Genomic DNA, 13,138 nt, shown 5'->3' on the forward strand with positions numbered 1-13,138 from the left:
TTCAGGCCATGCGCCGGGTCCGAAAGGCCCGGGCGCGGGCTGCGGCTGCCGCTCAGTGGCGCTCGGCCGTCTCGACGGCCAGCTCGCGCTCAGGGTGCTCGGCCAGGCTCTGGGCCGCCAGCGCACGGGCCATCTGGCTCAGCGCCTCCTGATGCTTCTCGTTGTCGATGAGCGCGAAATTCCGCGCGAGCTCCAGGCACATGCGCTGCCGCGGGGAGATCTCGGCCGGCTCGCCCTCATCGGCGAGGCCCTCGAAGAACCAGGAAACGGCGACGTTCAGCACCTGGGCGATCTCGAACAGCCGACCGGCGGAGATCCGGTTCAGACCGCGCTCATACTTGTGCGCCTGCTGATAGGTGACGCCGATCATGCGGGCGAGCTGCTGCTGCGAGAGCCCCATCATCACCCGCCGCTCCCGGATCCGGGCACCCACATGGCGGTCCGCCGCATTGGCACGCTGGCCAACCTTGGCAGCTCCGGCCCGAGGAAGGGTGGTCTCGGTGCTAGGCGGCATATTGTATCCTTTATGGCCCAGGGTTGTCTCACCTTGGGCAATGCCGTGGCACCCTCCCCGTTCCACCGTTGCGCGTGACGTATGCGTGATGGAGCCAAGTCGCGAGTGATTCACCCGGAGCGCGATGCGCCCGGCTTGGTTCCCTGGAGCTCGGCGAGCTGGCGGCGCAGCGCCTCGTTTTCCTCTCTCAGGGATTCAATGGTTTGCGAGCTGTCATTCGCACGGAAGGGTGCGAAGAGGCTCATGGCCCGTTCCATCATCGCCATGTTCTGCTTGCTCATCTCCTCGATGCCGGGGAAGGGCAGGAAACCGCCCATCGCCTGTTCCATCGAGCGGCGAAGCTGGGTCTGCTGCCGGGCGAAGCCGTTCATGGCGACGTCCAGATAGCGGGGCAGCACGCTTTGCAGGCTGTCGCCGTAGAAGCCGATCAGGTGGCGAAGGAAGCTTTCGGGCAGCAGGTTGCGGCCCTTCGACTCCTCCTCGACGATTATCTGGGTCAGCACGGAACGGGTGATGTCGTCGCCCGTCTTGGCATCATAGACCACGAAGTCGCGGCCCAGCCGGACCATCCCGGCCAGGTCCTCCAGCGTCACGTAGCTGGAGGATTCCGTGTTGTAGAGGCGGCGGTTGGCGTATTTCTTGACCACCACCGGCGGCGTCCCGGCGGAAGACGCCTCGGTCGCGGGTTCGGCGCGGGCAGTGCTTTCGGCCATGACGGTTCCGACGAAAATGGGTTTGCGACAGGACAGGAAGAGTAGCACGCGGGCCGGCCTCGCGCGGAAGCGGGTTTTTGCATTGCACACTTCCGCGTGCAGGGCTGTGGGAGAGGGGTGCCATGGCCGAGAAGGGGAGCAGACCCGGCCTCGACGGGCTGGCCGAGGAATGGATCGCATTGTGGCAGGAGGAGATCGCCGCGCTGGCCGCGGACGGGGATGCCGCCGCCGTCTGGCGCCAGGCGCTGGCGGGCTGGGGAGGTCTGCATGAGCCAAGGCACCCCCCGGCGGGGGCCCCGCCCGCTGCCGCTGCATCTCGGCCTGATGGCGATGCGCCGCTGGATGGCGATGGCGGCGCTGCCCTTGCTCGCCTCGAAGCCCGGATCGCCGGGCTCGAGCAGCGGCTGGCCGCGCTCGAGGCCCGCGGCGATGGCGCGGATCGCCCAAAAGCTCGAAGCCGGCGGCCACGCGCCTGAAGCCTTCGCCGCCGCGGTCTTTGAGGCGCTGAACCGGGCGGATGCCGGGCTGCTGAGCGGGATCACCGCCTATCGCCGGCATCCCTCGCGGCGTGAGGAGCCGGACCTGCCGGTCGCCTGGGCCGAAGGGGGCAGCCGGCTGCTGGATTATGGCGGGGAGGGACCGGTGGTGCTGGTCGTCCCCTCCCTCATCAACCGGGCCTCGATCCTCGACCTCCAGCCGGGCGCCTCCCTGCTGCGCTACCTGGCGGGCGAGGGTCTGCGGGTCTTGCTGCTCGACTGGGGCGAGCCGGGGCCGGTGGAGCGGGGCTTCGGCCTTGCGGATTACATCGCCGGGCGGCTGGAGCGGGCGCTGGCGGTGGCCGCCGCCGATGGCCCGGTCCTGCTCGCCGGCTACTGCATGGGCGGGCTGCTCACGCTCGCCGCCGCGCAGCGCCAGCCGGGACGGGTCCGGGGGCTGGCGCTGCTGGCAACGCCCTGGGATTTCTGGGCCGAGGCGCCGGAGCGGGCGCGGGCGATCGGCGCCATGCTGCGGGGGCTGGAGCCGCTGCTGGCCGCGACCGGCGCGCTGCCGGTCGATACTATCCAGGCGCTGTTCGCCCTGCCCGATCCCTTCGCCATTGCTGCGAAATATCGCAGCTTCGGGGAACTCGACCCGGACAGCCTCCGGGCGCGGCGCTTCGTCGCGCTGGAGGACTGGCTGAACGATGGCATCGCGCTGGCGGCGCCGGTGGCACGGGAATGCCTCGGCGGCTGGTACGGCGCCAATACCCCGGCGCGGGGCGAGTGGCGCATCCTCGGCGAAGCGGTGGCGCCGGGCCGGCTGACCTGTCCCACCTTCCTGGCGATCCCGGAGCGAGATCGGATCGTCCCGCCGGCCTCGGCGCTTGCCCTGGCGACGGCGCTGCCGGGGCCCCTGGTGCATCACGCCGCGGCTGGCCATATCGGCATGGTGGCGGGACAGGGGGCCGAGGCGGCGCTCTGGCAGCCGCTGCGGCACTGGATGGTGGGGCTCGGCTTGTAGCGCCGGCCGGCGCTGGTCCACACTGCGGCGCAGCATCAGATCAAGGGTGGAGAGCCAAACATGACCGATATCGTCATCGCCTCGGCGGCACGCACGCCGGTCGGCAGTTTCTCGGGCGCCTTCGCCACGCTGTCGGCGCATGCTCTGGGCACCATCGCGCTCCGTGCGGCGATGGAGCGGGCCGGCGTGGCGCCGGAGGAGGTGGACGAGGTCATCCTCGGCCAGATCCTGACCGCCGGGGCCGGCCAGAACCCGGCCCGCCAGGCGGCCGTGGCCGCCGGCATCCCGGTCGAGCGGACCGCCTTCGGCATCAACCAGCTCTGCGGCTCCGGCCTCCGCGCCGTGGCGCTGGCGGCGCAGCAGATCGCCACGGGCGATGCGAAGATCGTCGTCGCCGGCGGGCAGGAGAGCATGACCCAGGCGCCGCATGCCCAGCAGCTCCGCGCCGGGCAGAAGATGGGCGACCTGCAGCTGGTCGACACCATGATCAAGGACGGGCTGTGGGATGCCTTCCACGGCTACCACATGGGCACGACCGCCGAGAACGTCGCTCAGAAGTATCAGATCACCCGCGAGCAGCAGGATGAATTCGCCGCCGCCAGCCAGCGCAAGGCGGGCGAGGCGATGCGGGCCGGGCGCTTCAAGGACGAGATCGCCCCGGTGACGGTGAAGACCCGCAAGGGCGAGGTGACGATTTCCGACGACGAGTATCCGAAGCCGGAGACCACGCTCGAGGTGCTGCAGAAGCTGCGCCCGGCCTTCAGCAAGGACGGCACGGTGACGGCGGGCAATGCCAGCGGCATCAATGACGGCGCCGCGGCGCTGGTGGTGATGTCGGCCGAGGAGGCCCGCAAGCGCGGCATCACCCCGCTGGCGCGCATCGCTTCCTGGGCGACGGCGGGTGTCGACCCCTCGATCATGGGCACGGGGCCGATCCCGGCCAGCCGCAAGGCGCTGCAGAAGGCCGGCTGGGATATCGCGACCCTCGACCTGATCGAGGCGAACGAGGCCTTCGCGGCGCAGGCCTGCGCGGTGAACAAGGATCTCGGCTGGGATACGTCCAAGGTGAATGTGAATGGTGGGGCGATCGCGCTCGGCCATCCGATCGGCGCCTCGGGCGCGCGGGTGCTGAACACGCTGCTGTTCGAGATGCGGCGGCGCGAGGCGAAGCGTGGCCTGGCGACGCTGTGCATCGGCGGCGGCATGGGCGTCGCGATGTGCCTGGAGCGGGTGCAGTAGCGCACCGGTCGGGACTCGACCCTGCCCGACGGCCTTCCACGGCTTGGCCGTGGAAGGCGGGAGAATACTAGCCGCCCGGCTTCTCCAACACGCAGAAGGACTGGCCGAGGGCGTGCTGGCCGGGGGCGACCTTGCCCCCGGCGCTGGCCGAGGTGACGACGACCGCCGGCGCATCGCCCCGCTCCATCGCCACGACCTCGAAGCCGAGGCGCCGGGCCCAGAGCCGCAAGTCGTCGGCATGGATGAAGACGTTGATGTGGCCAAGATAGGAGCGCTTGCGCACCCAGTCGACATTGCCTTCGAAGACGCTCCATTGCTGGTCCACGGCGAATTCGAAGAAGGAGAAGATCACCCGCCCGCCCGGCGCCAGGACCCGCCGGCACTGCTCGAGGTAGAAATAGGACTCCTCGTGCAACAGATGGGTGAAGACCGAGAAGAAGGTGACAAAATCCGCCCCATTCTCGCCGAGCGGGATGCGGTTGTCCTGGCACAGCTCCAGCCGGAAATCCGGCCGCGCCGCCTTCCGCCGATTATAATCCAACAGTTCCGGCACGACATCGAGGCCAAGGTAGCGGAGGCCCGGATAGCGGGTGAGCTGGGCGGTGAGCCGGCCCGCGCCGCAGCCGACATCCACCACCCGGCTGTCATCTTTCAGGCCGAATTGCCGAAGCAGGCTGTGCTCCAGAATGCCGAAATGCTCGAAGGCGCCGCCGACCGCCCGGGCCACCGCCTCATCCTCGGGATAGGCAGCCAGATAGGCCCGCACCATCTCGGCATAGCTCTGGACATAGTCTAGCTGCGTGCTCATGCCCGCCGGGTATCACGCGGCGCGGCGGCCGGTCCAGCAGCGGCACGTTGACCCTGGCTGGGCCGATCCCTAGCTTCCGGCCATGAATCAAGACGACGATCCGATCCTCAAGCCCAACCCCTTCCTGCAGCAGGGGCTGGCGGTGCGGATCATGGACCTCTCGGGCGCCAATGGCTCCGACCCGGTCGAGACCGTGACCGGCTTCCGCACCCTGGAGCACGCCAATGCCTTCGCCCGCCGCTATGTACGGGACAGCGTCGAGCGGTCCCGCATGGCCGGGATGAGCGCGGATGAGGTGATGGCGAGCTGGTTCGCCTTCGGCGAGGATGCCGAGGTGCAGGGCGCCGGTGACCAGGCCTGGACCAGTGCGACCGAGCTGGCCGATTTCGCCGCCCGCCCGGTGCGCGATGTCGAGGACCGCAATTGGCGCGCCCTCGACCCGCGCCGCGATGCGGAAGACGACGAAGACGAGGCGGAATGACGTGAAGCTCCGCTTCGCCCCCTCGCCGACGGGATACCTCCATGTCGGCAATGCCCGCATCGCCCTCGCCAATTGGCTGTTCGCCCGGCAGCAGGGCGCCAGGCTTCTGCTGCGGCTGGACGATACCGATCTGGGCCGCTCGCGCGCCGAATATGCCGAGGCACTGGCGGAGGATCTCCGCTGGCTCGGCCTCGACTGGGATGAGACCTTCCGGCAGCAGGACCGACTGCCGCTCTATGCCGCTGCGGCCGAGCGGCTGAAGGCCTCCGGCCGGCTCTATCCCTGCTTCGAATCCGAGGAGGAGCTCCGCTACAAGCGGGAGCTGCGGCTGAAGCAGGGAAGGCCGCCGATCTACGACCGCGGCGCCCTCAAGATGACGCCCGAGCAGTACGAGCGGGCGCTGGCCAATGGCAAGCAGCCCTATTGGCGCTTCCGGCTGACCGGGCTGAACCGCGAATGGGCCGATGGCGTGCTCGGGCGGCGGGCGGTGAAGCTGTCGAGCCTCTCGGACCCGGTGCTGATCCGGGCGGATGGCTCGCCGCTCTATACCTTCACCTCGGTGGTCGATGACCTCGATAGCGGGATCACGCATGTGGTCCGGGGCGAGGACCATGTGACCAATACCGGCATCCAGCTCGACCTCTGGGAGGCGCTGGGCGGGCGGGCTGAGGCGCTGCATTTCGCGCATCTGCCGCTGCTGACCGATTCCGATGGCGGGCCGCTCTCGAAGCGGCTCGGCAGCCTGGCCCTGCGGCAGCTCCGGCGGGACGGGGTGGAGCCGGCGGCGCTGGCTGGCTACCTCACCGCGCTCGGCACTTCGGGCGACCCGGTGCCGGGGATGCCGGCGGCGCTGGTCGCGGGCTTCGACCTGACCGCCATCTCCCGCTCCTCGGCACGGTTCGATGTGCAGCAGTTGCTGGCGCTGAACCGGCGCCACCTGCACAGCCTGCCCTTCGAGGCGGTGCGGGCGCAGCTTCCGGCCGGGGCGGATGAGGAATTCTGGCTGGCGGTGCGCGGCAATCTCGACCTGCTGGGCGAGGCCAAGTCCTGGTTCGAGGTGGTGCGGGGCAGCATTGTCCCGCCCGGCCAGCCGGAGGAGGCGGAGTTCCTCCGCGCCGCCTTGGCTGCCCTGCCGGCCGAGCCCTGGGATGGCGGGACCTGGGGCACCTGGACCGAGGCGCTGAAGGGCACGACCGGGCGGAAGGGGAAGGTGCTGTTCCTGCCGCTCCGCCTTGCCCTGACCGGGGAGGACCACGGGCCGGACCTCAAGGTCCTCCTGCCGCTGATCGGGCGGGAGCGGGCGGCGTTGCGGCTGCGGCTGGCGGCGGAGGGTTGAAAGCCCAAGGGCTGGCGGCCTAGAATGTTACCCATGCTCCAGGCCTGTCGCTGCCGCTGCTGACCTTCTCCCGCCCGCGGGCTTGGCCCGCGCGCTCAGCCGTGTGCCTCTTGCGACGATGGATGCCCCGATGACCCAGCTTTTCCTGCACAACAGCCTGACGCGCGCGAAGGAGGAATTCGCGCCGATCGATCCCGGCCATGTGCGGGTCTATGTCTGCGGCCCGACCGTCTATGACCTGGCGCATCTCGGCAATGCGCGACCGGTGGTGGTCTTTGACGCTCTGACCCGGCTGCTGCGGCGGCTCTTCCCGCGCGTCACCTATGTCCGCAACATCACCGATGTGGACGACAAGATCAATGCGCGCTCGGCCGAGAGCGGCGAGCCGATCGGGGCGATCACCGCCCGCACCACCGCCGATTTCCATGCCGATATGGCTGCGCTCGGCGCCCTGCCGCCGAACCAGGAGCCACGCGCGACGCAGTCCATCGCGCCGATGATCGCCCTGATCGAGCGGCTGATCGCCCGCGGCCATGCCTATGCCGCCGAGGGCCATGTGCTGTTCAGCGTGCCCTCCTTCCCCGAATACGGCGCGCTGTCCGGCCGCAGCCCGGACGAACTGGTCGCCGGCGCCCGGATTGACGTCGCGCCCTACAAGCGCGATGCGGGCGATTTCGTGCTGTGGAAGCCCTCGGACGATGCGACGCCCGGTTGGGACAGCCCCTGGGGCCGCGGCCGGCCGGGCTGGCATATCGAATGCTCCGCCATGTCCTGGGAGGCGCTCGGCGAGGTCTTCGACATCCATGGCGGCGGGCATGACCTGCTCTTCCCGCACCACGAGAACGAGGTGGCGCAGAGTCGCTGCGCCTTCGGCACGCCGCGCATGGCGAATGTCTGGCTGCACAACGGCATGCTGCGCGTCGATGGCGAGAAGATGTCGAAGTCGCTCGGCAATTTCCTGACTGTGCGGGACATCCTGGCGCGCGGCGCCTGGGCCGGCGAGGCCTTCCGCCTGCTGCTGCTGCGCACCCATTACCGCGCCGATCTCGACTTCACCTTCGCCGGGCTGGAGGAGGCAAAGGCGGAGCTGGATGACGGCTATGCCATGCTGGCCCGCGCGGTGGAGCCGGCGGATGGGCATGAGCTGACCCGCGACGCCATGGTGGACTGGGCGCTGGAGCCGCTGCTCGACGACCTCAACACCCCGCTGGCGCTGGCGCGGTTGCGCGACCTGCGCACCTTGGAGAATGTTGCCAGCGTCGGCGGCAGCGCGACCGCGGTGCTGCACCGGATCGGCAAGCCCTGGCCGGTGGTGGCCGGGCTGGCGGCGGCGGCCTTCCGCGAGGCGGCGGGGGTGCTCGGCCTGCATCCCTCCGACCCGGCGCAATGGCTGCGCGGCGGCGAGGAGACCGGCTGGGTCGAGCAGGCCATCGCCGACCGGCTGGCGGCGCGCAAGGCCCGCAACTTCGCCGAGGCCGATCGCATCCGCGACGAGTTGAAGGCGAAGGGCATCGTCCTGGAGGACGGGTCACAGGGCACGAGCTGGCGGCGAGCGTGAGCCACTCGCCGGAGGACTGGATGGATGCGCTGAAGCGCATCGCCCTGACCGACCCGAAGCGCGCCTGGTTCCGGGCGCATCTCGACGCGCCTAGCTGCACTGCCACCGAGACCGCACTGGAAGCGGCGGCCGGCCAGCCCATCGCCAGCTACCGGGCGCTGGCGGCGGAACTGGCCGTGGCCCTCGATGCCGATCTGCCGGAGGAGCCGCTGGCGCTGCTGGCCGAACCGGTAGGGGAGGGGGGCTGGCGGCTGCAGCCGCCGCTCGCCTTCGCGCTCGGTGCGCATCGGGTGCTGCCGGAGGCCTGGACCCGCGGCGGCAAGCCGGCGGCCGACCTGCATCCGGCGCCGGGCGAGAGCCCCGTCGTCGTGCTGGTGCGGCCGCAGCTGGCGGAGAATATCGGCACCACCGCCCGCGCCATGGCGAATGGCGGGCTGTTCCATCTGCGGCTGGTGGCGCCGCGCGATGGCTGGCCGCAGGACCGCGCCTGGCGCACCGCCTCCGGCGCCGATGCCATCCTGGAAGCGGCGACGGTCTTTCCGGACGTGCCGAGCGCGCTGGCCGACTGCCACCGCGTCTTCGCTACCTGCCCGCGGCCGCGCCATATGATCAAGCCGCTCCGCACCGCCCGCGCCGCGGCCGAGGATGCGCGGGAGATCAATGGCCGCGGCCTCCGCTGTGCCGTGCTGTTCGGCCCGGAGCGCGCCGGGCTGGAAGCGGATGACATGGCCTATGCCGATACGCTGGTCCGCTACCCGCTGAACCCGGCGCATATGTCGCTGAACCTGGCCCAGGCGGTGATGATCTTCGCCTATGAATGGTGGACGGCGACGGAGCCGACCGCGCCCCGCAAGCTCGTCACCAACGGCACGCCGGTCGCCAGCAAGGGCCTGCTGGAATCCTTCCTCGACCGGCTGATCAGCGAGCTCGACGCCTCCGGCTTCCTCGAGCCGGAGAAGAAGCGGGCCAATATGGTCCGCAACCTCCGCCACTGGTTCGAGCGCGGCGAGGTGACCGAGCAGGAGCTCCGCACCCTGCATGGTGTGGTGACCGAACTCTCCCAGGGCCGCATGCGGCGCGGGCGGCCGGATCTGGACTGACGGCGCAGAACGGGCGCAGGCTGGGGGCAAGCAAAAGCCCCTGGAGGAAGACGCCCATGCTGCATCGCCGTGCCGCCCTGTCGCTCGTCGCCAGCACCGCGCTCGCGGCCGGACTTCCCGGCGGCGCCCGCCCGGCGCGGGCCGCCACCGATGCGCCGGCCCTGCCGCGCGTCGGCCGGCCGGAGGAGGCGGGCTTTTCGGCTGACCGGCTGGGCCGCCTCGGCGGCTGGATGCGGGGCGAGGTCGAGGCGGGCCGCATCCCGGGCGCCGTCGTCGCCATCGGCCGCGGCGGCAAGCTCGCCTATCTGGAGGCCTTCGGCTTCCGCGACCGCGAGGCGCGGGCACCGATGCCGGCCAATGCGGTGTTCCGCATCGCCTCCATGACCAAGCCCTTCGCCTCGCTCGCCCTGATGATGCTGGCCGAGGAAGGGCGGGTGATGCTCTGGCATCCGGTCAGCCGCTACATCCCCGAATTCAAGGATGCCAAGGTCGGCCCGGAACGCGCCCCGGCGGAGCGCGAGATGACGGTGCAGGACCTGCTGCGACACACCTCTGGCCTCACCTATGGCGCGCTGCCGGTGCCGGGCGGGCCGGGCGCCAACCCGGTGCAGCAGGCCTATGCCGAGGCCAAGGTCGCCGATCCGGACCAGGATATCGGCTCCTTCATAGCCCGGCTGGCGGCGCAGCCGCTGATCTACCAGCCGGGGACGCATTGGGAATACAGCCACTCCACCGATGTCGTCGGGCGCATCGTCGAGGTGGTCGCGGGCCAGGACCTCGACGCCTTCATCCGGGCGCGGATTGCCGGGCCGCTCGGCCTCAAGGATACCGGCTTCTGGGCGCCGGCGGAGGCGTCCGACCGAATCGCCCTGCCGCAGGCCGATCCTGCCACCGGCCGCAAGCAGGCGGTCCCCAACCCATTGCAGAAGCCGCGCTGGTTCTCAGGCGGCGGCGGCATGGTCTCGACCGCCGAGGACTATGCCCGCTTCTGCCAGATGCTGCTGAATGGCGGCCGGCTGGGCGAGGTGGAGCTGGCCGCGCGGCGCACCATTGCCCTGATGACCGCCGACCACCTGCCGCCCGGCACGCAGTATGGGCCGGGGCTCTATGCGCTGTTCGGTGGCCTCGCCCCCGCCCCGGCGGCGGGCTACGGCTTCGGCCTGGGCTTCGCGGTCCGCACCGCGGAGGGACGCAGCCCGATGCCGGGCAATGTCGGCGACTATTTCTGGGCCGGCGCCTACGGGACCTATTTCTGGGTGGACCCGAAGGAGGAGCTCTATGCCGTGCTGATGCTGCAGGGCCCGGCGGACCGGCTGCAATACCGCTATGCCATGCGGCAGATGGTCTATGGCGCCCTGACCTGAGCGCCGCCGGTCACTGCGGGTTGGGCAGGCGGTTCGCCAGCCGCCGCGCCAGGGCATAGCCCAGCAGCCCCGCCACCGGGGCCGCCGGCAGCACCAGCAGCCAGCCGATATGGACGCTCTGCACGACGAGGCCGAGGCCGATGCCGAGCATCAGCCCGCCGACGAGGCTGCCGACCACGCCGGCGGTCAGGCCGAGGATGAGGATTTCCGCGCGTGTCACCATGGGCAGGGGAATAGGCGCCGGCTTCGGGGTTTGACAAGCCGGGGCCGGCCCTTCTATAGGCGCGCCTCTTCCTGGGAACGTGGACGCGGTTTCGGACCGTGCGCCCGCCCTTGCCCACACCGGGCCTGGGCCTACCGGGACAACATCGCTAGCGGAAGGCCGCATCCGGGAACCGGAGCGGAACGCATGAGCCTATGACGAAGCGCGTCGAAGCCAAGTACAAGATCAACCGCCGCCTCGGGGTCAATCTCTGGGGCCGGGCCAAGAGCCCGATCAACAAGCGCGAGACCATCCCCGGCCAGCATGGCGCCCGCCGCAAGCAGAAGCCGACCGACTTCGGCGTGCAGCTGATGGCGAAGCAGAAGCTGAAGGGCTATTACGGCAACATCGGCGAGAAGCAGTTCCGCAAGTATTACGAGGAGGCCGTGCGCCGCAAGGGCGACACCTCCGAGAACCTGATCGCCCTTCTGGAGCGCCGGCTGGACTGCGTGATCTACCGCATGAAGCTGGCCGTCACGCCCTTCGCAGCGCGGCAGTTCGTCAACCACGGCCATGTCACCGTGAACGGCAAGCGGCTCAACATTCCCTCCTACCAGGTCAAGGACAACGACCTGATCGAGGTGAAGGAGCGGTCGAAGCAGCTCACCGCCGTGCTCGACGCCACCCAGAATGGCGAGCGCGACGTGCCGGAGTATCTGGAGATCGACCATCGCGCGATGCGCGGCCGGTTCGTCCGGGCGCCGAAGCTCTCCGATGTGCCCTATCCGGTGCAGATGGAGCCGAACCTGGTCGTCGAGTTCTACTCGCGGTAAGACGCTTGTTCTACTCGCGGTGATCCAGATGGGCCGGGTCGCAAGACCCGGCCCTTTCTGCATCAGCCCTTGGGGTGCTGCAGCCGGAAGCCGACGCCCAGCCGGTTCCACAGATTGATCATCCCGATCAGCGTGGTCAGCGCGACCAGCTCCGCCGGCGCGAAATGCTCCGCCGCCGCGGCATAGTCCGCATCCGGCGCGCCGCTCTGCGGCAGCAGGGTCAGCGCCTCCGTCCAGGCCAGCGCCACCCGCTCCTTCGGCGTATAGAGCGGAGATTCCCGCCAGGCCGAGAGCAGCAGCAGGCGCTGCGGCGTCTCTCCGGCCTTCATCGCATCCGTGCTGTGCATATGGATGCAGAAGGCGCAGCCATTGATCTGCGAGGCGCGGGTCTTCACCAGTTCCATCAGGTCATGCGGCAGCCCGCTGTTGCGGATCTGCATCTCCAGCGCGATCAGCGCCTTGTAGAGGGCGGGATTCGCTTCAGGCGGGTTCAGTCTCTGGCTCATCGGTCCGTTCCTTCGGTGGTGCAGGCGGCAAGGCCGCCCGCTGCCCCAAGGACGCACCGCCCCCGCCGCCTGTGACGGCGGCCGGGAGAATTCCGTGCAGCTTGTCGGGATTGCGGACCAGGTAGAGGGCCTGGATGCGGCCCTCCGTGACCTCGGCGCCCAGCACGCCCCAGGGCGTGCCGCCAAGGAAGAGGGCAAGGCCCGGCTGGCCATTGAAGGCGAGGGGCCGGGCCTCGAGATCGGGCGGCAGGCGCCGCCGCACGCCGAGGGCGAAGCGCAGCACCCGCTGGGCCCCGAAGATCGGGTTGAGCGCCGCCTGCGCCTTGCCACCGCCATCGGTCAGCAGCCGTGCATCCTCGGCCAGCAGCCGCGTCAGCCGCGCCGCATCGCCCGAGCGCGCCGCCGCCAGGAAGGCCCCGAGCAGCCGCCGATGCGCCGCCGGGCTCGCCGGCCGGCGTGCCGGCCCTGCCTCCCGCAGCCGCTCCCGCGCGCGGTGGAGGAGCTGGCGGCAGGAGGCTTCGGTCCGCCCGAGCGCGGCGGCAATCGCGGCATAGTCCGCGCCGAAGGCATCGCGCAGCAGCAGCGCCGCCCGTTCCGGTGCCGAGAGCCGTTCCAGCAGCAGCAGGAAGGCGATGGAAAGGTCGGCCGCCCGGTCCAGCCGATGGTCGGGTGCGGCCTCGGCCGGTGCCGGAACTTCCTCCAGCCAGGGTTCGGGCAGCCAGGGGCCGGGATAGGCCTGGCGGGCCGCCTGCTGGCGCCGCAGCCGGTCGAGGCAGAGCCGCGTCGTCACCACTGCCAGCCATGCCGCGGGGTCGGCGATGCCGGCTTGCTCGGCGCCCTGCCAGCGCAGCCAGGTTTCCTGCACCATCTCCTCGGCCTCGCCGGTCGCCCCGAGCATCCGATAGGCGAGGGCCAACAGCCGCGGCCGCTGCGCGAGGAAGGGGTCCGGTCCCGCCGCCTGCTGCATCCGCTCCCGCTCCCTGC

14 protein-coding genes are annotated in these 13,138 nt (G+C 70.4%); 8 read left to right on the plus strand and 6 right to left on the minus strand.

What is annotated here, in order from left to right; all coding sequences use genetic code 11:
* Nucleotides 1–52 precede the first annotated feature (52 nt).
* Together JMJ55_RS01545 and phaR are read right to left on the minus strand one after the other, a co-directional pair.
* Complete coding sequence (locus JMJ55_RS01545) at nt 53–514, minus strand: helix-turn-helix domain-containing protein (RefSeq protein ID WP_202823723.1); 462 nt, start codon at nt 512–514, stop codon at nt 53–55.
* Nucleotides 515–624: 110 nt separating this feature from the next.
* Nucleotides 625–1,227 carry a polyhydroxyalkanoate synthesis repressor PhaR gene (gene phaR / locus JMJ55_RS01550; RefSeq protein WP_202824313.1) on the minus strand — a complete coding sequence of 201 codons (603 nt, stop codon included), beginning with the start codon at nt 1,225–1,227 and terminating at the stop codon, nt 625–627.
* A 267-nt stretch (nt 1,228–1,494) separates the two neighbouring features.
* On the opposite strand from phaR, the gene JMJ55_RS01555 reads away from it, so the two are divergent.
* Entirely contained in the window at nt 1,495–2,727 is a 1,233-nt protein-coding gene (locus JMJ55_RS01555; protein ID WP_202823724.1) for an alpha/beta fold hydrolase, read from the plus strand.
* 60 nt (nt 2,728–2,787) lie between these two features.
* The gene (locus JMJ55_RS01560) at nt 2,788–3,966 is read left to right on the plus strand and encodes an acetyl-CoA C-acetyltransferase (protein WP_202823725.1); all 1,179 of its coding nucleotides are present in this window, start codon (nt 2,788–2,790) and stop codon (nt 3,964–3,966) included.
* Between the two features lie 67 nt (nt 3,967–4,033).
* Here the strand turns inward: JMJ55_RS01560 and JMJ55_RS01565 are convergent, their stop codons facing one another.
* A complete protein-coding gene (locus JMJ55_RS01565; protein ID WP_202823726.1) occupies nt 4,034–4,774 on the minus strand; it encodes a class I SAM-dependent methyltransferase in 741 nt (246 codons plus the stop codon).
* Nucleotides 4,775–4,856: 82 nt separating this feature from the next.
* On the opposite strand from JMJ55_RS01565, the gene JMJ55_RS01570 reads away from it, so the two are divergent.
* The 5 genes from JMJ55_RS01570 (at nt 4,857) to JMJ55_RS01590 (ending at nt 10,613) form a co-directional block, all read left to right on the plus strand.
* Nucleotides 4,857–5,255, plus strand: a complete 399-nt coding sequence (locus JMJ55_RS01570; protein WP_202823727.1) for a hypothetical protein — start codon at nt 4,857–4,859, stop codon at nt 5,253–5,255.
* Between the two features lies 1 nt (nt 5,256).
* The gene (gene gltX / locus JMJ55_RS01575) at nt 5,257–6,591 is read left to right on the plus strand and encodes a glutamate--tRNA ligase (RefSeq protein ID WP_202823728.1); all 1,335 of its coding nucleotides are present in this window, start codon (nt 5,257–5,259) and stop codon (nt 6,589–6,591) included.
* Nucleotides 6,592–6,721: 130 nt separating this feature from the next.
* The gene (cysS, locus tag JMJ55_RS01580; RefSeq protein ID WP_202823729.1) at nt 6,722–8,149 is read left to right on the plus strand and encodes a cysteine--tRNA ligase; all 1,428 of its coding nucleotides are present in this window, start codon (nt 6,722–6,724) and stop codon (nt 8,147–8,149) included.
* A gap of 293 nt (nt 8,150–8,442) precedes the next feature.
* Complete coding sequence (locus JMJ55_RS01585) at nt 8,443–9,249, plus strand: RNA methyltransferase (RefSeq protein ID WP_407927523.1); 807 nt, start codon at nt 8,443–8,445, stop codon at nt 9,247–9,249.
* A gap of 56 nt (nt 9,250–9,305) precedes the next feature.
* Nucleotides 9,306–10,613: a serine hydrolase domain-containing protein gene (locus tag JMJ55_RS01590; RefSeq protein WP_202823730.1), complete on the plus strand. Its 1,308-nt coding sequence runs from the start codon at nt 9,306–9,308 to the stop codon at nt 10,611–10,613.
* Nucleotides 10,614–10,623: 10 nt separating this feature from the next.
* On the opposite strand, the gene JMJ55_RS01595 is transcribed toward JMJ55_RS01590, so the two are convergent.
* Nucleotides 10,624–10,836: a hypothetical protein gene (locus JMJ55_RS01595; protein ID WP_202823731.1), complete on the minus strand. Its 213-nt coding sequence runs from the start codon at nt 10,834–10,836 to the stop codon at nt 10,624–10,626.
* 194 nt (nt 10,837–11,030) lie between these two features.
* Here JMJ55_RS01595 and rpsD point away from each other — a divergent pair, with 194 nt between their 5' ends.
* Nucleotides 11,031–11,648 carry a 30S ribosomal protein S4 gene (gene rpsD, locus JMJ55_RS01600; protein ID WP_202823732.1) on the plus strand — a complete coding sequence of 206 codons (618 nt, stop codon included), beginning with the start codon at nt 11,031–11,033 and terminating at the stop codon, nt 11,646–11,648.
* A 62-nt stretch (nt 11,649–11,710) separates the two neighbouring features.
* On the opposite strand, the gene JMJ55_RS01605 is transcribed toward rpsD, so the two are convergent.
* Complete coding sequence (locus JMJ55_RS01605; RefSeq protein WP_202823733.1) at nt 11,711–12,154, minus strand: carboxymuconolactone decarboxylase family protein; 444 nt, start codon at nt 12,152–12,154, stop codon at nt 11,711–11,713.
* The gene (gene sigJ / locus JMJ55_RS01610) at nt 12,129–13,121 is read right to left on the minus strand and encodes an RNA polymerase sigma factor SigJ (protein WP_202823734.1); all 993 of its coding nucleotides are present in this window, start codon (nt 13,119–13,121) and stop codon (nt 12,129–12,131) included. Before sigJ ends, JMJ55_RS01605 begins: the two co-directional genes overlap by 26 nt.
* Nucleotides 13,122–13,138: the final 17 nt, after the last annotated feature.

This window comes from Belnapia mucosa (assembly GCF_016775475.1).
Classification (GTDB): Bacteria; Pseudomonadota; Alphaproteobacteria; order Acetobacterales; family Acetobacteraceae; genus Belnapia; species Belnapia mucosa.